Origin of the sequence: Hyphomicrobium sp., from assembly GCF_019744875.1 — a bacterium.
In the GTDB taxonomy this organism is placed as follows: domain Bacteria; phylum Pseudomonadota; class Alphaproteobacteria; order Rhizobiales; family Hyphomicrobiaceae; genus Hyphomicrobium_C.
The window spans coordinates 548,202-567,366 of sequence record NZ_JAIETU010000002.1; the positions used below are offsets into that span (position 1 = coordinate 548,202).

The 19,165-nt window shown below is 65.6% G+C and carries 15 protein-coding genes and 1 pseudogene; 8 read left to right on the top strand and 8 right to left on the bottom strand.

Going from position 1 to position 19,165, the window contains the following annotated elements:
* Positions 1–220: 220 nt before the first annotated feature.
* On the top strand, positions 221–1,417 hold the full coding sequence (gene metC, locus K2Y42_RS02685) for a cystathionine beta-lyase (protein WP_291148129.1): 1,197 nt from the start codon (positions 221–223) through the stop codon (positions 1,415–1,417).
* A 15-nt stretch (positions 1,418–1,432) separates the two neighbouring features.
* Here the strand turns inward: metC and K2Y42_RS02690 are convergent, their stop codons facing one another.
* Entirely contained in the window at positions 1,433–2,965 is a 1,533-nt protein-coding gene (locus K2Y42_RS02690) for a peptide MFS transporter (RefSeq protein ID WP_291148131.1), read from the bottom strand.
* A gap of 277 nt (positions 2,966–3,242) precedes the next feature.
* Between K2Y42_RS02690 and adh the strand changes: the two genes are divergently transcribed.
* The 4 genes from adh (at position 3,243) to K2Y42_RS02710 (ending at position 6,353) form a co-directional block, all read left to right on the top strand.
* The gene (gene adh, locus K2Y42_RS02695; RefSeq protein ID WP_291148133.1) at positions 3,243–4,763 is read left to right on the top strand and encodes an aldehyde dehydrogenase; all 1,521 of its coding nucleotides are present in this window, start codon (positions 3,243–3,245) and stop codon (positions 4,761–4,763) included.
* Between the two features lie 132 nt (positions 4,764–4,895).
* Positions 4,896–5,246 (top strand): DUF779 domain-containing protein, encoded by a 351-nt coding sequence (locus K2Y42_RS02700; protein ID WP_291148135.1) that lies wholly within the window; start codon positions 4,896–4,898, stop codon positions 5,244–5,246.
* Positions 5,247–5,316: 70 nt separating this feature from the next.
* Positions 5,317–5,922: a cysteine hydrolase family protein gene (locus K2Y42_RS02705; RefSeq protein WP_291148137.1), complete on the top strand. Its 606-nt coding sequence runs from the start codon at positions 5,317–5,319 to the stop codon at positions 5,920–5,922.
* 32 nt (positions 5,923–5,954) lie between these two features.
* Positions 5,955–6,353 carry a DUF779 domain-containing protein gene (locus K2Y42_RS02710; RefSeq protein ID WP_291148139.1) on the top strand — a complete coding sequence of 133 codons (399 nt, stop codon included), beginning with the start codon at positions 5,955–5,957 and terminating at the stop codon, positions 6,351–6,353.
* 32 nt (positions 6,354–6,385) lie between these two features.
* Here the strand turns inward: K2Y42_RS02710 and K2Y42_RS02715 are convergent, their stop codons facing one another.
* From K2Y42_RS02715 to K2Y42_RS02745, 7 genes and pseudogenes are all read right to left on the bottom strand, one after another.
* Positions 6,386–6,856 carry a cupredoxin domain-containing protein gene (locus K2Y42_RS02715; protein ID WP_291148141.1) on the bottom strand — a complete coding sequence of 157 codons (471 nt, stop codon included), beginning with the start codon at positions 6,854–6,856 and terminating at the stop codon, positions 6,386–6,388.
* 312 nt (positions 6,857–7,168) lie between these two features.
* Positions 7,169–7,384: pseudogene (locus K2Y42_RS02720) on the bottom strand (formate dehydrogenase subunit delta); the annotation flags it as partial.
* Positions 7,362–8,240 (bottom strand): formate dehydrogenase accessory sulfurtransferase FdhD, encoded by an 879-nt coding sequence (gene fdhD / locus K2Y42_RS02725; RefSeq protein ID WP_291148142.1) that lies wholly within the window; start codon positions 8,238–8,240, stop codon positions 7,362–7,364. The gene fdhD and the pseudogene K2Y42_RS02720, both read right to left, overlap by 23 nt.
* A 4-nt stretch (positions 8,241–8,244) precedes the next feature.
* The gene (gene fdhF, locus K2Y42_RS02730) at positions 8,245–11,121 is read right to left on the bottom strand and encodes a formate dehydrogenase subunit alpha (protein WP_291148143.1); all 2,877 of its coding nucleotides are present in this window, start codon (positions 11,119–11,121) and stop codon (positions 8,245–8,247) included.
* Between the two features lie 4 nt (positions 11,122–11,125).
* Positions 11,126–12,706, bottom strand: coding sequence for a formate dehydrogenase beta subunit (locus K2Y42_RS02735; RefSeq protein ID WP_291148146.1), 1,581 nt, complete (start codon positions 12,704–12,706; stop codon positions 11,126–11,128).
* Positions 12,703–13,176 carry a formate dehydrogenase subunit gamma gene (locus K2Y42_RS02740; RefSeq protein ID WP_291150147.1) on the bottom strand — a complete coding sequence of 158 codons (474 nt, stop codon included), beginning with the start codon at positions 13,174–13,176 and terminating at the stop codon, positions 12,703–12,705. The genes K2Y42_RS02735 and K2Y42_RS02740 overlap by 4 nt, the downstream gene beginning before the upstream one ends.
* 99 nt (positions 13,177–13,275) lie before the next feature.
* Positions 13,276–14,226 carry a LysR family transcriptional regulator gene (locus K2Y42_RS02745; protein ID WP_291148149.1) on the bottom strand — a complete coding sequence of 317 codons (951 nt, stop codon included), beginning with the start codon at positions 14,224–14,226 and terminating at the stop codon, positions 13,276–13,278.
* A 349-nt stretch (positions 14,227–14,575) separates the two neighbouring features.
* Between K2Y42_RS02745 and K2Y42_RS02750 the strand changes: the two genes are divergently transcribed.
* The 3 genes from K2Y42_RS02750 to K2Y42_RS02760 all read left to right on the top strand — a co-directional run bounded on the left by K2Y42_RS02750 (position 14,576) and on the right by K2Y42_RS02760 (position 19,093).
* Positions 14,576–15,976, top strand: a complete 1,401-nt coding sequence (locus tag K2Y42_RS02750; protein ID WP_291148151.1) for a TadE/TadG family type IV pilus assembly protein — start codon at positions 14,576–14,578, stop codon at positions 15,974–15,976.
* Positions 15,977–16,218: 242 nt separating this feature from the next.
* Complete coding sequence (locus tag K2Y42_RS02755) at positions 16,219–16,665, top strand: hypothetical protein (RefSeq protein ID WP_291148153.1); 447 nt, start codon at positions 16,219–16,221, stop codon at positions 16,663–16,665.
* Between the two features lie 157 nt (positions 16,666–16,822).
* Entirely contained in the window at positions 16,823–19,093 is a 2,271-nt protein-coding gene (locus K2Y42_RS02760; protein ID WP_291148156.1) for an NADP-dependent malic enzyme, read from the top strand.
* The last annotated feature ends 72 nt before the right edge of the window (positions 19,094–19,165 follow it).

The following is a 19,165-nucleotide window of genomic DNA, read 5'->3' on the forward strand; positions in this document are numbered from 1 at the left end:
GTGCGCACCGTGTCTTGGTGTGCGGCGAATTTCGTGTACGGTCCCGGATCGCGTCTCACGCACACCGATGCCGCGCGTGTCACACATCCCGCGTTGCGGTACGATGGTCAAGCCCTTGACCAATGTGGGAAGTTGCGCCAAAGGGCGCTCGGCACCGCGCTCTCCGGGCGGCCGGGCCATCTGCGCCAGCCCATATGCCGCCAGCCAAGGACCCGACCTCATGAGCAAAGCACCCACGGGCAAGGGGACCGGCACGTCGCGCCATCCGGCCACAGAAATCCTGCATAGCGGCCGCGACCCGGCGGCGCAGCACGGATTCGTCAATCCCCCCGCCTACCGCGGCTCGACGGTGCTGTTTCCGACCCTGGACGCGATCGAAGACTACGACAATCAGCCCTACCGCTACGGACGCCACGGCACGCCCACGACGGCCGCCCTAGAAGACGCCCTGTGCCGCCTCGAGGGGGGCGAGCGCACGCTGTTGACCGCCTCGGGCTACCAGGCCGTGACCACCGCGATCCTGGCGTTCGTCAAGACCGGCGATCACATCCTGATGGTGGACAGTGTTTACCAGCCGACCCGGAAATTCTGCGACACGATCCTGGCGCGGCTCGGCGTGGCCACCACCTACTACGATCCCGCGATCGGCGCCGGCATCGCCGACCTGATGCAGCCGAACATGCGCGTGGTGTTCACCGAAAGCCCCGGCTCGCTGACCTTCGAGATGCAGGACATCGGCGCCATCGTCGCGGCGGCGCATGCGCGCGACGCCTTTGTGCTGATGGATAACACGTGGGCCACGCCCTACTACTTCCGCCCGCTCGCGCTCGGCGTCGACGTTTCGATCCTGGCGTGCACGAAATACATCGTCGGCCATGCGGACGCGATGCTTGGCGCGATCACGTCCAACGCGCGCGCCGCGAAGCTCGTCGAAGACGCGCGCGCCACGCTCGGCGGCTGCCCCGGTTCCGAGGAAGTCTATCTCGGCCTTCGCGGCCTCAGGACGCTCGGCGTCAGGCTCGACCGTCATCAGCGCTCGGCGCTGGAGGTGGCCCGCTGGCTGTCCGCCCGGCCCGAGGTCGCGCGCCTGCTGCACCCTGCGCTGCCGTCCGATCCGGGTCATGCGTTGTGGAAGGCGCAGTACAAGGGTGCGTCGGGGCTGTTCTCGATGATCCTCACGCCGACACCACGCAAGGCGCTGGCCGCGATGCTCGATGGGCTTGAGCTGTTCGGCATGGGATTTTCGTGGGGCGGCTTCGAAAGCCTCATCATTCCGTTCAATCCGAAGCGCTATCGCACCGCCACGGACTGGACGGCGGAGGGACCTGCGTTCCGGTTGCATATCGGGCTCGACGACGTCGGCGATCTGATCGCCGATCTCGAAGCGGGCTTCAAGCGGCTCAACGCGGCGCGCTGATGAGGCGCGGCGCGTTCACCTCACGCCGCCCATCAGGCGCTTGATCGAAGGCGTCAGTGCGAAGAACGCGAGTGCTGCCAGCGCGGCGACGCCCGCCTGCCAGGCGAAGCTCCAGGCCAGAGCCTCGGCATCGGTCGCGGTGAAGGTGCTGCCCAGCACGCCCGCGAGCTTGCTGCCGAGCGCGAAGCCCAAAAACCAGATGCCGAGCACGAAGCCCACGGCGCGGCGCGGGGCGAGTTGCGTCATCGTGCTCAAGCCGACCGGGCTCAGCAGCAGCTCGCCGGAGGTCTGCAGAAAAAACAAGCCGACCAGCCAGAGCGGGCTGATGCGCCCTTCCGCCGTCAGCAGCGCAGCGGGAACCATCAGCAGGAACGACAGCGCGAGCAGCGCCAGCGCGAGACCGAATTTCACGGGGCTCGACGGCTGCCTGTCGCCGAGACGCATCCAGAGGGCCGCGAAGACCGGCGCCAGCAGGATCACGAACAGCGGATTGAGAGACTGGAACCACGCGGACGGAAACGCCCAGCCGCCGACTTCCGACCGCGTGAGCTGGTCTGCAAAGAGCGCGATGGTGACGCCCGCTTGCTCGAAGATGGCCCAGAACAGGATCGATCCGATCAGCAGGATGGCCATGGCGCCGTAGCGGCGCGGCTCCTCCTTCGGCGACACTCCGAACCAGACGGCGACGGCTGCGGGCACGAGCACATACGCCCAGCGCAGCGGTTCGAAGCCCGGGCGATCGGACAGCACGATGAGGCCCATCAGGCCGAGCGTCCCGAGGGTCGCGAGAAAGAGCGTCACCAGGGTTTGGCGCGCGGCTTCGGCCGTGGGCTTCGCGAGCATGGACACGGGGCCCTCGGCGCTGCCCCGCGCTTTGTCGAACATGATGAAGATCGCGAGCCCGATGACCATGCCGGCGCCCGCCGCCGCAAATCCCCAGTGCCAGCTCTGCAGCGGATCGAGCCCCTGGGCTGCCAGCCAGCCCTTCATGGCGGGGCTTTGGGCCAGGAAGCCGGTCACGAGCGGAGCCAGGAAGCCGCCGATGTTGATGCCCATGTAGAAGAGCGAAAATCCGGCGTCGCGGCGGGTGTCCTGCGGGCCGTAGAGCGCGCCGACGAGCGCGCTGATGCTGGGCTTGAACAGTCCCGTGCCGAGCGCGACAAGCGCGAGCCCCAGGTAGAAGGCGGCCGGATCGGCGATCGCAAGTGTGAAGTGCCCGGCGGCAATGACGGCACCGCCGATCAGCACCGCGCGCCGGGCGCCGAGCAGAGTGTCGGCCGCCAGTCCGCCGGGGATCGCGAGCAGGTACACAGCCATCGCGTAGTTGCCGTAGACGAGCGCCGCCTCAGCGGCGGACCTGCCGAGCCCGCCCTCCGCCACAGGCGTGATCATGAACAGCACGAGCAGGGCCCGCATGCCGTAATAGGAGAAGCGCTCCCACAGCTCTGCGAAGAACAGCACGGACAGTCCCGGCGGGTGCCCCGCGAGGCCGATGTCCGTCAACCATCCGCGGGCGCGCGGGGGCGCGCTGTCCGTCCGTTCCCTCATCCGAAGACTGTCGGCGACGCCCGGCTTCGGCGCAAGTCGCGAAAATGCGAACGGCGCGCACGCGCAGACCCATTGTTTTCACAATCAGAGGGTCCAATATGGGGGCTATCGCCAATCCGATGACCGCCCTTGGCGGTTGCCTTTCGACTTTGGACCATTGGCGTATAGACGCAGTTGGTACGCCTCTCTAATTAAGCTTCACCCGAACCATAAGAAAAAACGCAGGCCAGCCTGTTGGCGGCGGCCTGATCCAGCCGAGCCCCCAAGGAGGAACCCCATGATTCAACAGGCTTTAAACGAGCTTTCACAGCAGATCCGCATTCGTCCGCGCTACGATAACTTTATCGGCGGACAGTGGGTTGCACCCGTCAAGGGGCAGTACTTCACCAACCTCACGCCAGTCACGGGCAAGCCGCTTTGCGACATCGCCCGCTCGTCGGCCGAAGATATCGAACTCGCGCTCGATGCGGCGCACAAAGTGCGCGCCGAGTGGGGCAACAGCTCTCCGGCCGTGCGCGCCGGCGTCCTCCTCAAGATCGCCGATCGCATGGAGAGCAATCTCAAGCTGATCGCGATGGTGGAAACCCTCGACAACGGCAAGCCGATCCGCGAGACGATGGCTGCCGACATCCCGCTCGCCATCGATCACTTCCGCTACTTCGCAGGCTGCCTGCGCGCCCAGGAAGGCTCGATCGCCGAGATCGATCATGACACGGTCGCCTATCACTTCCACGAGCCGCTCGGCGTCGTCGGCCAGATCATCCCCTGGAACTTCCCGCTGCTGATGGCCTGCTGGAAGCTGGCTCCCGCTCTCGCCGCAGGCAACTGCGTCGTGCTGAAGCCCGCCGAGCAGACGCCCATGAGCATCATGGTGCTGATGGACCTCATCGGCGACCTGCTGCCGCCGGGCGTTCTCAACGTCGTCAACGGCTTCGGCATCGAAGCCGGCAAGCCGCTCGCCCAGAACAAGCGCATCGCCAAGATCGCGTTCACCGGCGAGACGACGACCGGCCGCCTGATCATGCAGTACGCTTCCGAGAACATCATCCCCTGCACACTCGAACTCGGCGGCAAGTCTCCGAACATCTTCTTCGCCGACGTCGCCGATCATGACGACGACTTCTTCGACAAGGCGCTCGAAGGCTTCTCGATGTTCGCGCTCAACCAGGGCGAGGTTTGCACCTGCCCGTCGCGTGCGCTCGTTCACGAGAGCATCTACGACCGCTTCATGGAGCGCGCCGTCAAGCGCGTCCAGGCTATCAAGCAGGGCCACCCGCTCGACAGCTCGACGATGATCGGCGCTCAGGCCTCGAACGACCAGCTCGAGAAGATCCTGTCGTACATCCAGATCGGCCGTGACGAAGGCGCCAAGGTGCTGACGGGCGGCGAACGCAACCTCATCGCCGGTGAAACCTCCGAAGGCTACTACGTCAAGCCGACGATCCTCGCTGGCCACAACAAGATGCGCGTGTTCCAGGAAGAGATCTTCGGACCGGTTGTTTCGGTCACGACGTTCAAGGACGACGACGAGGCGCTCGCCATCGCCAACGACACGCTCTACGGCCTCGGCTCGGGTGTGTGGACGCGCAACGGCACGCGCGCTTATCGCTTCGGTCGCGCCATCCAGGCAGGCCGCGTCTGGACCAACTGCTACCACCTCTATCCGGCTCACGCCGCGTTCGGTGGCTACAAGCAGTCGGGCATCGGCCGCGAAACGCACAAGATGATGCTCGACCACTATCAGCAGACCAAGAACATGCTGGTCTCCTACAGCCCGAAGGCACTGGGCTTCTTCTAGGCCTCGTGAAAAGGCCGGACTTCGGTCCGGCCTTTTTCATTTTCACCGCCGCGCGCGAGGGGCCATTGTGTCTCTCGCCCGGCGTTCTGCCGGCCATTGCCCGTTGGCCCGGCGTGAAGGCTTGCAGATGGGGTGACCGCCATCACTGCGACCGTCATTGCAACAGAGGCCGCACGCGAGCTCGTCGGCGCACTCTACGCCGAGCACGGGCCGATCAGCCTGCACGTCTCCGGCAGCTACGGCGTCAGCGTCGTCTGCCTTACGCTTTCCGAGCTCAAGATCGGACCGCGGGACGTGCTCATGGGCGACGTGCGCCTGAGCGAGACCGAGACGGTCCCGCTTTACTTCATGACGAGCGAAGTCGAATACTGGGCGGGCAGCACTGTCGTGATCGACGTTGCGCGCGGCGTTGCGGCCGGCTTTTCGCTCGAAGGACCACGCGGCGTTCACTTCACGCTGCGCAAGCGTGCCGACCCGCGCTAGAGACTCTGGGACGCCGATGCCATTCTGGCCAGAGGCGCGCCAGCCACTTACCAACCGAGGACCTCCACCGATGACTGATGCCCGCCCCACCCTGCGCTCGCTTCTCGCTCTCCCGGATGTGCCTGCGCCGCTGTCTAAATCCGCGCTCGTGCTGATCGACTGCCAGCAGACCTACCGCGAGGGCATCATGCAGCTCGAAGGCGTCGAGCCCGCGCTCAAGCAATGCGCGACGTTGCTCAAGCGGGCGCGCGATGCGGGAGCACCCGTCATCCACATCCAGCACGACGCGGGCGCAGGCACGCCCTACGACACCAAGGCCCCGATCGGCGCGATCGCGGACGTGGTGGCGCCGGTTGCGGGTGAGAAGATCATCACGAAAGCGTTTCCGAGCTCGTTCGAGCAGACGGATCTCGACCAGGAATTGAAGCGTCTCGGCGTGACAGACCTGGTGATCGCGGGCTTCATGACGCACGTGTGTGTGAACTCGACGGCGCGCGCCGCGTTCAATCATGGCTACCGGGCGACGGTCGTCGGCAACGCCACGGCGACGCGCGCGCTCGCCAATCCGGCGGGCGGCGGGGTCGTCTCGGCGGAGGAGCTGCACAACGGCGCGCTGACCGCGCTTGCGGACATCTTCGCGATCGTGGTACCGTCGGAAGACAAGGTTCCGAGCTGATCTCTGGCCGGCGTTCTGGAAAGGACACTGCAATGGTCGAACGCGTAACGGCAACGGCGGGCGCGCTGGCGATGATCGAAAAGCTTTCGGGCATGCACGGCGCGCTGCTGTTTCATCAGTCGGGCGGGTGCTGCGACGGGAGCGCGCCCATGTGCTATCCGCGCGGAGAGTTCCGCGTCGGCGCACAGGATGTGTACCTGGGCGAGATCGGCGGGCAGCCGTTCTACATGGGAGCTGCCCAGTTCGACTACTGGAAGCAGATGCATCTCATCATCGACATCGTGCCGGGGCGGGGCTCGGGCTTTTCCCTCGAGGCTCCCGAAGGTGTGCGCTTCCTGACGCGCTCGCGCGTGTACACCGAAGCCGAGTACGACGAGCTCGACAAGATCGGCCCGCCGCCCACCGGCGTCGAGCGCCCGGTGGCGGCTTAGCTGTCGAGACCCCGGCCCAGCGCGTCGGGGCCTTACTTCTTCGGCGCGACGATCAGTTCCGAAGTCATGGTCGGGAGGTGGGCCGAGCAGACGATGCTGTGGCGGCCCGGCTTGTCGGCGGTGAATGTCACCTTGTTGACGTGGCCGCGCTTCAACTCGAATGTTTGGCCGTAGGCGTCGATCGTGATCGGGTGGCTCGCGCCATTGATGCCCACGAACTCGAGGGTCACGTTGTCTCCCTCGTCCACGAAGATCTGGCGCGGCTCGAACACGTAGACCGCGACTTCCCAGCGGCCTTCGTCATTCGGCTTCTTGAGAACGTAGCCGCCGCCTTCGGGTAGCGCCCCGGGAAACGGCTCCTTCTCGACATTGGCGCCGCCCTTGGGCTCGACCGCGGTGACGAAGATGTGGCGGTCGGCGGCGAACGCCTGCCTCGTGGCGGGAAGGAGTGCGAGTGCGCTCAACGCAAGGGCTGCGAGGACGTGCGGCCGTGCTGCTGTCATCGTGATGCTCTCCGGTGTTTCTTGCACACTCCGACAGTCGCGGATGCGTGGTCAACGCTGCCCATCACCTAGGGGATGGGCGCGCTTAGGGATGCTCGCGCGGCGGCGCGTGTCTCTGTTGCCAGGACGCGGATCCAGGGTCTTGCTGTTTCGTGTTCGAACGGATGCCTAGCGGCGCGCGCCCTTGCCGCCATTCTTGGCAGGCTTGGCGGCGGTCTTCGCGGCTTCAGCGGCAGCAACGTTGCCCTGGGCCACCAGCGCGTCGGCTGCGGCCTTCGCCTCTGCCGCCGTCGAGAAGCCATGCATGTCGGCCTTGAGCTTCTGCAGCCCCTTCAAGGTAATGGGATCCAGACCTGCGCCGCCTTCGTCGAGAAACGCGAAGATCTGCTTCTTCATGCGTGGTTCCCAGAACTTCTTGATGTGATCGGCGATCCCCGCAACACCGCGCTCGTCGCCCTGGGCGGCGAAGAACTTGCCGATCTGGTTGGCCATGCGGACCAGGTTGTCAGTGGGAGAGTGATCGTGCATGTGCGTGAACCTCTTGGCGGATGGCCTCGCCGCGCGCGTTGGGCAGCGTGATGCGATCGGGGTGGGTGAAGATCTCGAAGGCGTCGGGCCGCGCGATGGCGACCAGCGTGATGCCCGCTTCCTCGGCGACGCGCAGGGCGAGCGCAGTCGGCGCCGAAACGGCGACGATGATTTCCGCGCCGAGCATTGCGGTCTTCTGGACCATCTCGACGGAGATGCGGCTGGTGAGAATGACAAAGCCCTTGGCCGGATCGAGGCCCGCGCTCGCGATGGCGCCGACGAGCTTGTCGAGCGCATTGTGGCGGCCGACGTCCTCGCGCACGAAGGCGATGGCGCCTGCTTTCGCGTCCCAGAAGGCGGCAGCGTGAACGGCCCGCGTCGCGACGTTGAGCGTCTGCGCGGGCGGCAGGGCGGCGAGCGCCTCGTGAATGAGTGCGGCGGTCGTGGTCGCGGTATGGCCGACATGGCGCGGGGCGGGAACGGCGGCGTCCAGGCTTTCGACGCCGCACAGCCCGCAGGCCGTGGGGCCGGTCATGCGTCGGCGGCGCTCGCTATGCTGGCGCCCTGCGTCGGGGATGAGCCACATCCGGGCTTCGAGACCCTTCTCATGCTCCACGACCTCGAAGTCGTGGATCTCGGAGCGCGCCGCAATTACGCCTTCGGTGATGGAAAAGCCGACGGCAAAGTCCTCGAGGTCGGCCGGGGTCGCCATCATGACGGCATGCGTCGAGCCGTCATAGACGAGCGCGACCGGCACCTCTTCCGGGATGAGACGGCTCGTATCCTCAGCGACCGCCTGCCCGGCGCCGGGTTGCGAAACCCGGCGCGACGGCACGCGGCGTGACGTCTCGGCCATAGCCCTACTCCGCGGCCTCGGCGGGCACGATGCGACGCGTGAGATCCGAGAACTCCTCGTACTCCTGCTGGTAAGTCGACGGGCCGTTCGAAGGCGAAACCTCGACCGCCGTCACCTTGTACTCGGGGCAGTTCGTCGCCCAGTCCGAGAAGTCGGTGGTGATGACGTTGGCCTGTGTGAGCGGATGGTGGAACGTGGTGTAGACCACGCCCGCCGCCACGCGGTCGGTGATCAGCGCGCGCAATGCGGTCTCGCCGGCGCGGCTGCGCACCATCACCCAGTTGCCGTCCTTGATGCCGCGATGCTCGGCGTCGAACGGGTTGATCTCGAGGATGTCCTCGGGATGCCAGGCGACGTTCTCGGTGCGGCGCGTCTGAGCGCCGACGTTGTACTGCGAGAGAATGCGGCCCGTGGTGAGGATCAGGGGGAAGCGAGGGCCGGTGCGTTCATCGGTCGGGATGTACTCCGTCATCATGAACTTGCCCTTGCCGCGGTCGAACGTGCCGACGTGCATGATGGGCGTGCCTTCGGGGTGCTGCTCGTTGCACGGCCACTGGACCGAACCCATCTTCCGGATCTTTTCGTAGGACACGCCCGTGAACGACGGCGTGAGGCGCGCGATCTCGTCCATGATCTGGGCCGGATCGGTGTAGTTCCAGTTCATGCCGAGCTTCTGGGCGATCATCTGCGTGATCTCCCAGTCACCGAAGCCGTTCTTCGGCTGCATGACCTTGGTGACCATCTGGATGCGGCGCTCTGCGTTCGTGAACGTGCCGTCCTTCTCGAGGAAGGTGCAGCCCGGCAGGAAGACGTGAGCGTAGCGTGCCGTCTCGTTCAGGAAGAGATCCTGCACGACCACGCATTCCATGTGCTCGAGGCCGGCGGCGACGTGATGCGTGTTCGGGTCGGACTGGAGAATGTCCTCGCCCTGGATGTAGAGCGCCTTGAACGTGCCTTCGACGGCCGCGTCCAGCATGTTCGGAATGCGCAGGCCGGGCTCCGGATCGAGCGTGCAGTTCCACTCCTTCTCGAACATCGCGCGCGTCGCGGCGTCCGAGATGTGACGGTAGCCCGTCAGCTCGTGCGGGAACGAGGCCATGTCGCAGGAGCCCTGCACGTTGTTCTGGCCGCGCAGCGGGTTCACGCCGACGCCCGGACGGCTCATGTTGCCGGTCGCCATCGCGAGGTTGGCGATCGCCATGACGGTCGTCGAGCCTTGCGAGTGCTCCGTGACGCCGAGGCCGTAGTAGATCGCGGCATTGCCGCCCGTCGCATAGAGGCGGGCTGCGCCGCGGACGAGCTCAGCCTTGACGCCCGTGTACTGCTCCATCGCTTCCGGAGAGTTGCGCTCCTCGGACACGAATGCGCGCCACTCGTTGAAGTCTTCGAGCTCGCAGCGTTCGCGGACGAACTGCTCGTTGATCAGGCCCTCGGTCGCAATGACGTGACCCATCGCCGTGACGATGGCGACGTTGGTGCCGGGCTGCAGCGGCAGATGGAAATCGGCTGCGATATGCGGCGACTTCACGAGGTCGGTGCGGCGCGGATCGATGACGATCAGCTTTGCGCCTTCGCGAATGCGCTTCTTCATGCGGCTCGCGAACACGGGATGGGCATCCGGCGGGTTGGCGCCGATGACGAGGATGACGTCCGAGTGCTCGACCGAGTCGAAGTCCTGCGTGCCCGAGCTTTCGCCGAACGCCGTCTTGAGGCCGTAGCCGGTCGGCGAATGGCAGACGCGGGCGCAGGTGTCGACGTTGTTCACGCCGAAGCCCGCACGAATGATCTTCTGGACGAGGTAGGCTTCCTCGTTGGTGCAGCGCGACGAGGTGATGCCGCCGACGGCCGTGCGGCCGTACTGGTCCTGGATGCGCTTGAACTCGGAGGCGACGCGGCCGATGGCCTCTTCCCACGTGGTCTCGCGCCACGGATCGGTGATCCTGTCGCGCACCATCGGCAGCATGATGCGGTCGGGGTGGGTGGCGTAGCCGTAAGCGAAGCGGCCCTTGACGCAGGAGTGGCCGCGGTTGGCCTTGCCGTCCTTCCAGGGAACCATGCGCACGACTTCTTCACCGCGCATCTCCGCCTTGAAGGCGCAGCCGACGCCGCAGTAGGCGCACGTGGTGATGGCCGAATGCTCGGGCTGGCCGATCTCGATGAGGGCCTTCTCGCTCAGCGTTGCAGTCGGGCAAGCCTGGACGCAGGCGCCGCATGACACGCATTCGCTCTCGAGGAAGTCTTCGCTCATGCCGGCGGAAACGCGGCTGTCGAAACCGCGGCCGGAAATGGTAAGCGCGAAGGTGCCCTGCACTTCTTCGCAGGCGCGGACGCAGCGGTTGCAGACGATGCACTTCGAAGGGTCATAGGTGAAGTACGGGTTGGACTCGTCCTTCGCCATCCAGAGATCGTTGGCGGCGCCATCCATCTTGGCGAAGACGTGGTTGTCGCCCTCGTAGCCGTAGCGCACTTCGCGCAGGCCGACGGCGCCGGCCATGTCTTCCAGCTCGCAGTCGCCGTTGGCCGGGCAGGTCAGGCAGTCGAGCGGATGGTCCGAAATGTAAAGCTCCATCACGCCCTTGCGGATGGCGGCCAGACGCGGGGTCTGGGTCTTGACGGAAATGCCGGGGGCGACGGGCGTGGTGCAGGACGCCGGGGTGCCGTTACGGCCTTCGATCTCGATAAGGCAGAGGCGACAGGAGCCGAAGCTGTCCAGCATGTCGGTGGCGCAGAGTTTGGGGATCGTGGTGCCCATCTCCATCGCCGCGCGCATGATGGACGTGCCCTCCGGCACCGTCACTTCGACGCCGTCGATCTTGAGGGTAACGAGCTTCTCGGATTTGGAAGCCGGGGTCCCGTAGTCGGTTTCTTTGATAAGGGCCATGGTCCTACTCCGCTGCCTCGGCCAGCTTCTTCGCCGGCCGGCCGAAATCTTCAGGGAAATGTGTCAACGCGCTCGTAACAGGATATGGGGTGAACCCGCCCAAAGCGCAAAGTGATCCGAACTTCATCGTGTTGCAGAGGTCTTCAATCACGGCGAGGTTCTTTTCGACGTTCTGGCCGGCCATGACCTTGTCCATCGTCTCACGGCCACGTGTCGAACCGATGCGGCAGGGCGTGCACTTGCCGCAGCTCTCGACCGAGCAGAAATCGAAGGCAAACCGGGCCATCTTGGCCATCTGGGCCGTATCGTCGAACACGACGACACCGGCGTGGCCGATGAGACCGTCGCGGGCGGCGAAGGCCTCGTAATCGAACGGCGTGTCGAACAGCTTGCGCGGGAAATAGGCGCCAAGCGGGCCACCGACCTGAACGGCTTTCACGGGACGGCCCGAGAGCGTGCCGCCGCCGATGGCGTCAACCAGCTCTCCGAGCGTGATGCCGAACGCCGTTTCGAACAGGCCGCCGAACTTCAGGTTGCCGGCGAGCTGAATGGGCATCGTGCCGCGCGAGCGGCCCATGCCGTAGTCAGCGTAGGCCTTCGCGCCCTCGGCCATGATGTAGGGCACGGCGCACAGCGACAGCACGTTGTTGATGACGGTCGGCTGGCCGAACAGGCCCTTATGAGCCGGAAGCGGGGGCTTGGCGCGGACGAGGCCGCGGCGGCCTTCGAGGCTTTCGAGCAGCGAGGTTTCCTCGCCGCAGACGTAGGCGCCGGCGCCCATGCGGACTTCAAGCTCGAACGCATGGCCCGATCCCGAGACGTTCGGGCCGAGGTAGCCTGCCTTGCGCGCGGCCGCGATGGCGGCGTTCAAAGCCTTCTGCGCGTGCGGATATTCCGAACGAAGGTAGATGTAGCCGCGCGTGGCGCCGACGGCGATGCCCGCAATCGTCATGCCCTCGATCAGCAGGAAGGGATCGCCTTCCATGATCATGCGGTCGGCAAAGGTGCCGCTGTCGCCTTCGTCGGCGTTGCAGACGATGTACTTCTGCTGGCCCATCGGCGTGTCGTGGACCGTCTTCCACTTGATGCCGGTGGGGAAGCCGGCGCCGCCGCGGCCGCGCAGGCCGGACTTGGCGACTTCATCGACAATTTCTATCGGCTTCATGCCGAGAGCGCGTTCGAGGCCCTTGTAGCCGTCGTGATCGCGATAATCGGAGAGCGAGACCGGATCGGTGATGCCGCAGCGCGCGAACGTGAGGCGCGTCTGGCGCTTCATGTACGGATGGTCGTCGACAACGCCGATCGACAGCGGGCTCTTGATCTCGGCTGCGAGCTTGCCTTCGAGCAGTCCGGCCTTGATCAGCGCCGGGACATCGGCCGGGTTGACGGGGCCATAGCCGTAGCGAATGCCGTCGCGCTCGATCTCAACGAGGGGTTCGAGCCAGAGCATGCCGCGCGACCCGTTGCGCACGACCTGGACGTCGGCGCCAGCCTTGCGGGCGGCGGCCGAAATGAGGGAGGCGACCTCGTCGGCCCCGACGGAGACTGCCGCGGCGTCGCGCGGGATGAAAATGCGCAGGGTCATGCCTGGGTCTCTTTGATAATGGCGTCGAGGCGGCCCGCATCCAGGCGGCCGACGACACGGCCGTCGATCATGGCCGAGGGGGCGGTGGCGCACAGGCCGAGGCAGTAGACGGCTTCCAGCGTCACGCGGCCGTCGGCGCTGGTGTTGCCGCAGGAAACGCCAAGCTTCGATTCGGCGCGTTCCACGAGATTTTCGCAGCCCATCGACTGGCAGGCCTCGGCGCGGCACAACTTGAGGACGTGCTTGCCGGGCAGCTCAGGGCGGAAGTCGTGATAGAAGGTGACGACGCCGTGGACTTCGGCGCGCGAGAGGTTAAGTTCCCGTGCCAACACAGGAATTGCCTCTTTTGGAACGTGACCGAAGGCGTGCTGGAGAGCATGCAGGATGACCATGAGAGGTCCTTCCAGCGTCGCGTGCTCCGCGACGATCTCGAGCGTGCGCTCCTCGCTCCATGGCTCGAAACGGCTCATGGCAGTCCTCCAGATAGTTTTATAGTTATTCTCATCTAGATCGCCGTAGGCAACCGAAAGATCAATAGGCGTCTTTCGTATCATGATAGAAATTTTCTATCAGATATCGTCTTTGATATTGCTCGCTAAAGCCCCGACGGCGGCCGGGCGGGCGAACTGGGGCTGGATCAAGCCCGCGACGCGTCTTGCATGCGCAATGAAGGCCGCCACGAGCGGCGAGTGGGGCTCCCGCTTGGTCACGACCAGCCCGATTTTGTGGGTGACGGTCGGCTTGATCAGCGGGATCGATCGCAGCCGGCTGGGGCGGTCCAGCGTCTCGGCGAGCCGGGACGGCAGGATGCTCGACCAGCTCCCGGACTGCACATGGGCATAGAGAACGAGCATTGAGTTGCTCTCGAGCGTCGGGCTCTGCTTCACGCCGGCCTCGGCCAGATGCAGGTCGATCAGGCGCCGGTTCTGCATGTCCGGCGTCAGGAGGCAGAGCGGCAGCTCCCCGGCCTCGGCCCAGGTGACCTGGTCGCGCTCGGCGAGCGGGCTTTCCGGCGCCACCAGCAGCACATAGTGCTCATCGTACATGCGCACGGTTTCGAACCGCGGCGGGGGCTCCGTGTCGACATAGGAAATGCCGAGGTCGACCTCCAGGTTTTCCAGCCGGGCCAGGATCGAATCCGACGTCATCGACAGAACGGTGAGGCGAATGTCCGGGTAGCGGGCGCAGATGGGGACGGTCAGCTCGGTCAGGAACGGCAGCGATGTCGGGATCACGGCGAGCTTCAGATGGCCCGACAGGCCCTTCTTGAGCGCCTCGATTTCCTGGCGCATGGCGCGCGCGTCGCCGACGATGCGCCGCGCCCAGTCGAGGATGCGCTCCCCTTCCGGGGTGAAGCAGCGAAACCTCGATCCCCGCTCGACGATCAGAATGCCGAACTGGTCCTCGACACTCTTCAGGGCCGACGACAGGGTCGGCTGGGTGACGCCCATGGCTTCCGCCGCCCGCCCGAAGTGACGTTCGCGCGCTAGGGCAAGAAGCAGTTCGAGTTTGTCGATCATGGTCTGAAGCAACCGCCGTTCAGCCTAGTATAGAGCAGCAACGGCTGGCACGCACCACGTCCGAGCCCGGCCTCCGGTCGGGCTTGGCCAGGCCCACGGACGCTCGCCCTGAGATGTATCGCCTACCGTTCCAGCTCAGCGCTCGAATGGCCCTCATCAGGGATGGCCCACGGCCGACATCCCTCCCGGTCCGGCAGGCCGATCCGTGCAATTCCATCGATCCGCTTCGTCAGGAATTAACTCAGTCCAAAACAAGACCATCTTCTAACGTCCATCGAACGGAGGAATTAACGCCTTCGAAGATGTTGGCGGACGATGGTGCAAGCTCCTAGTTTCAAGGAGCGGGTTCATGTTTTCGCGTATGGCACGGTGCGGGCTGCAAGTCGGGTCGCTCCTGCGCAGGTTCCGCCAGGATGCCCAGGGCGGCATCTCCATCATGTTTGCGCTGGTTCTCGTCGTGCTGTGCCTGTTCATCGGCGCGGGCATCGACCTCGGCCGTTGGGCCCACGCGCGCCACCTGACGATCCAGGCCATGGACGCAGCCGTGCTCGCCGGCGGCAGCGTGATGCAGGCCGCCGACAATCCGGCGTCGGCCCTCTCGCTCGCCCAGGCCACCGCGCAGCGCTACTATCAACAAAACACCCTGAGCCGTCCGCCCGTCACCGACGACACGGTGTCGTTCACGTCCGCCAGCAACAACACGGCGTTCGTGGCGATCGGCAATGCCTACATCAACACCATCTTCCTGAACTTCGCCCACATTTCGAAGCTGCCGCTGCTCGACGAGTCCGAGGCGAGCTTCTCGAGGGCCGAGCTTACGGGCGGCGGCGGCACGAACGGGGGCGGAAACGCCAAGATCGAAGTCGAGATCGCGATGATGCTCGACGTGACGGGCTCGATGTCGGGCTCCAAGATTGTCGACCTCCGCGCCGCGGCCAAGGACCTCGTCAACATCGTCATCAACGAGGGCGCCTATGCGCGCAAGGTTCGCGTGGCGCTCGTGCCGTTCTCGGAAGGCGTCCGCCTGCCCTCGACAGCCAATACGAAGGCGCGCGGCTCGCCGGTGAACTCGAAGTCTGTCAACTACACCTCGGGCAGGAACACCTATACCGCGACGTACTACAAGACCGATTGCGTCGTCGAACGCACGGGCGCGAACAAGTACACGGACGTGGCACCCGACGCGAACAACTACGTCATGACGCAGTACAAGACGAACTCATCGTGTGCGCTGTCGGCCGACGAGGAAGTCGTGCCCCTGAGCGGCGACAAGGAGTACCTCAAGGGCCGCATCGACAAGCTCGACATCTCAGGCTCGACCGCCGGCCACATCGGCACGGCCTGGGCGTGGTACGTGCTGTCGTCCAACTGGAACTCGTTGTGGGCTACGGCAAGCGCCGCGAAGGCCTACGGTGCAACGACCCAGAAGATCGCGATCCTCATGACGGACGGCGAGTATAACCTTCAGTATGACGCGAAGGGCATCAGCACCGGCTCGAGCGGCGCAGGCGCCGCCGCCAACGCCAGCTCGTCGGAGCAGGCAAAGTCGCTCTGCACCGGAATGAAGGCCAAGGGCATCACGGTCTACACGGTCGGCTTCGCGCTCGGCGGCAATGCCACCGCCATCGCCACGCTGAACCATTGCGCGAGCAGCAACTCGACGAACTACACGGCCGACAACGGCACCGAGCTCAAGCAGGCGTTCCGCGACATCGCCAAGAAGATCACGCCGATCTACCTGTCGCACTAAACGGCACGCTTCGACGCCTTTGACGTGCGCCGGATCCACCCGATCCGGCGCACGTCTCATTTTGGGCCCCAACGCAGCGTCTTCTCCACAGGGTGGCGGGGCGCGGATGCTCCGTGGCGCGGAACGTGTCAGAATGCGGGCGCGCCCGGCAGCCGGCCGCGGCCGGGAACCCGCCGCCGCGCCTTATGCCGCGTTTTTGGGCACGTTCTTGGGCGTGCCTTACTGTTGGGGGACTTCACTTCGTGACGAAGACGGTTTGTTGGCTTGCGGCGGGTCTCACCGGCGCGTTGGCGCTCGCGGGGTGCTCCTCGTCCGATCCGGGGTCGAACGCCACAGCGAACGCGCCCAGCGCGCAGGTGGGCGACGGCGTACGGCGCGATCCGGTGGTGGCGGGGCGCCGGGCACGCGTGTTCATCATGGCCGGTTTCGGCGAGAAATGTGAAAGCCTGGCCACACCCAATCTGACGATCACGCAGCCGCCACAGAAGGGCGACGTGTCGTTCGAGCCGGGCCAGGAGACGACCGTGAACACGAGCGCGACCGGAACGTGCATCGGCCAGCGCGTGAAGGGTACTGGCATTTATTACACGGCACGCCCCGGCCAGACCGGTCCGGACACATTTGCGGTCGAAGCCGAGCTTGGCGGGTCTGTAACCCAGCGCACGTTCTCGGTGGAAATCGTCGAGTAGCACCCTCTCTTCGCCCCCTTCCCTGGTCGCGCGCGCGTGTGCGTTTTGGATGCGCCGAAAGTCGGACGAATGACCGGTTGTGGGACCTGCTTACGGCTCGTAGGCTTCGCGCCCCGACCGCCGTCCCGGCGCTCGCGTCCAATCCCATTCGGCCACAATGACCCACAAATCCCAGCGCACCCGCATCACCGCCCAAGAGGCGTTGCAGTTCCATAGCCAGGGCAAGCCGGGAAAACTCGAAATCACGCCGACCAAGCCGCTGCTCACCCAGCGCGATCTTGCGCTCGCCTATTCGCCCGGCGTCGCGGTGCCGGTGGAAGCGATCGCGGATAATCCGTCCCTCGCCTACGACTACACCAACAAGGGAAACCTCGTTGCCGTCGTCTCGAACGGCACGGCGATCCTTGGGCTCGGCAACCTCGGCGCGCTGGCGTCGAAGCCGGTCATGGAAGGCAAGGGTGCGCTGTTCAAGCGCTTCGCCGACATCGACGCGATGGACCTGCTCGTCGATACCGAGGACGTGGATCAGTTCATCAACTGCGTGCGCTACCTCGGCCCGACCTTCGGCGGCATCAACCTCGAGGACATCAAGGCTCCGGACTGCTTCATCATCGAGGAGCGGCTGAAGGAGCTGCTCGATATTCCCGTGTTCCACGACGACCAGCACGGGACCGCGATTATCGCAGCGGCCGGCCTCATCAACGCGCTCGAGCTTACGGGCCGCGACGTTGAGAATTTCAGCCTGGTCGTGAACGGCGCGGGCGCGGCCGGCATTGCCTGCATCGAGCTCATGTGTGCGCTCGGCATGCCACGCAAGAACGTCGTGCTGTGCGACACCAAGGGCGTCATCTACGAGGGCCGCAAGGCCGGGATGAACCAGTGGAAGTCCGCTTTCGCCTCCAAGACGAAAGCGCGCACGCTCGCGGAGGCGCTGGCCGGCGCGGACGCGTTCTTCGGGCTTTCCGCCAAGGGCGCGGTGACGGCCGAGATGGTGGCGTCGATGGCGCCGAAGCCGATCATCTTCGCGATGGCGAACCCCGATCCCGAAATCACGCCCGAGGAAGTGCAGGCGGTGCGTGACGACGCCATCGTCGCGACCGGGCGCTCCGACTACCCGAACCAGGTCAACAACGTGCTCGGGTTCCCGTTCATTTTCCGCGGCGCGCTCGACGTGCAGGCGCGCACGATCAACGACGCCATGAAGATCGCGGCCGCCCAGGCACTGGCCGCGCTCGCGCGCGAGGACGTGCCGGATGCGGTCACGACCGCCTTCCTCGGGCGGCGTCTCACGTTCGGGCCGGAGTACATTATTCCCGCCCCGTTCGATCCGCGCCTGATCAGCCGCATCCCGCCGGCGGTGGCGCGCGCGGCGATGGACTCGGGCGTTGCGCGACGCCCGATCGTCGACATGGATGGTTATGTGTCCCGCCTCAAGGGACGCCTCGATCCGGTTTCGGACTGGCTGCAGTCGATTTTCGAGGCGGTACGCGCGGCACCGAAGCGCGTGGTGTTTGCCGACGGCGAGGAGCTGGCCGTCATTCGCGCCGCCAACGCCTACATCTCGCAAGGCTTCGGGGTTCCGATCCTGATCGGCTCCGAGGATGCGATCCGGCGCGGTTTCCATGAGGCCGGCATCAAGTTCAGGCCGGAATTCGAGATCGTCGACGCGACGCGCTCGCCTCTGACGGAGGAGTTTGCCGAACACCTTTACACGCGTCTGCAGCGGCGCGGCTACCTGCGGCGCGACTGCCTGCGCATGGTGCGCAATGAGCGCAACGTCTTTGCCTCGCTGATGGTGGCACACGGATTGGCCCAAGGCATGGTGGCAGGCGTCACGCGGAACTGGACGAGCGCCTTCGAGGATGTCCGCCGCGTCATCGACGCCAAGCCCGGTCGGCACGTGATCGGCGTGAGCCTGGCGCTCAACCGGGGACGCGGCGTGCTGGTGGCGGACACCAACGTGCACGACATGCCGACCGCCGAGGAACTCGCCAACATCGCAACGGAGGCGGCAAACGCGGCGCGCAAATTCGGCATCGAGCCGCGCGTGGCGTTGCTTGCCTACTCCACGTTCGGACAGCCGCCCAGCGAGCGCACCGCGCAGGTGCTGGAGGCCGTCAGGCTGCTCTCCGAGCGCGACGTCGATTTCGAGTTCGACGGCGACATGGCGGCCGACGTGGCACTGTCACCCGATCTCCTGAAGCTCTATCCGTTCTGCCGTCTCTCGGGCCCCGCAAACGTGCTCGTCATGCCGGCTTTTCACGCCGCGTCGATCTCAACCAAGATGCTGGGCGTGCTCGGGGGTGCGACGATCATCGGGCCCCTCCTCGTGGGTCTCGAGAAGAGCGTGCAGATCTCGGCACTCGGCGCCAAGGACGAGGATCTCGTGAACCTGGCCGCGCTGGCAGCCTACGACCTCGGAGGCTAACGGAAACCTTTCCCGTGCCCGCTGCTGGCCGTTCCTACGCCGGTCCGTCCCTACGCAGCCTTCCCTATTGCG

What these genes read in the sequence shown, in the direction of transcription:
- K2Y42_RS02750 (WP_291148151.1), top strand. Translation starts at nt 14,576, where the DNA reads ATGTTTTCGCGTATGGCACGGTGCGGGCTGCAAGTCGGGTCGCTCCTG.
- K2Y42_RS02705 (WP_291148137.1), top strand. Translation starts at nt 5,317, where the DNA reads ATGACTGATGCCCGCCCCACCCTGCGCTCGCTTCTCGCTCTCCCGGAT.
- K2Y42_RS02760 (WP_291148156.1), top strand. Translation starts at nt 16,823, where the DNA reads ATGACCCACAAATCCCAGCGCACCCGCATCACCGCCCAAGAGGCGTTG.
- K2Y42_RS02690 (WP_291148131.1), bottom strand. Translation starts at nt 2,965, where the DNA reads ATGAGGGAACGGACGGACAGCGCGCCCCCGCGCGCCCGCGGATGGTTG.
- fdhD (WP_291148142.1), bottom strand. Translation starts at nt 8,240, where the DNA reads ATGGCCGAGACGTCACGCCGCGTGCCGTCGCGCCGGGTTTCGCAACCC.
- adh (WP_291148133.1), top strand. Translation starts at nt 3,243, where the DNA reads ATGATTCAACAGGCTTTAAACGAGCTTTCACAGCAGATCCGCATTCGT.
- K2Y42_RS02740 (WP_291150147.1), bottom strand. Translation starts at nt 13,176, where the DNA reads ATGAGCCGTTTCGAGCCATGGAGCGAGGAGCGCACGCTCGAGATCGTC.
- K2Y42_RS02745 (WP_291148149.1), bottom strand. Translation starts at nt 14,226, where the DNA reads ATGATCGACAAACTCGAACTGCTTCTTGCCCTAGCGCGCGAACGTCAC.
- K2Y42_RS02735 (WP_291148146.1), bottom strand. Translation starts at nt 12,706, where the DNA reads ATGACCCTGCGCATTTTCATCCCGCGCGACGCCGCGGCAGTCTCCGTC.
- K2Y42_RS02715 (WP_291148141.1), bottom strand. Translation starts at nt 6,856, where the DNA reads ATGACAGCAGCACGGCCGCACGTCCTCGCAGCCCTTGCGTTGAGCGCA.
- metC (WP_291148129.1), top strand. Translation starts at nt 221, where the DNA reads ATGAGCAAAGCACCCACGGGCAAGGGGACCGGCACGTCGCGCCATCCG.
- fdhF (WP_291148143.1), bottom strand. Translation starts at nt 11,121, where the DNA reads ATGGCCCTTATCAAAGAAACCGACTACGGGACCCCGGCTTCCAAATCC.
- K2Y42_RS02710 (WP_291148139.1), top strand. Translation starts at nt 5,955, where the DNA reads ATGGTCGAACGCGTAACGGCAACGGCGGGCGCGCTGGCGATGATCGAA.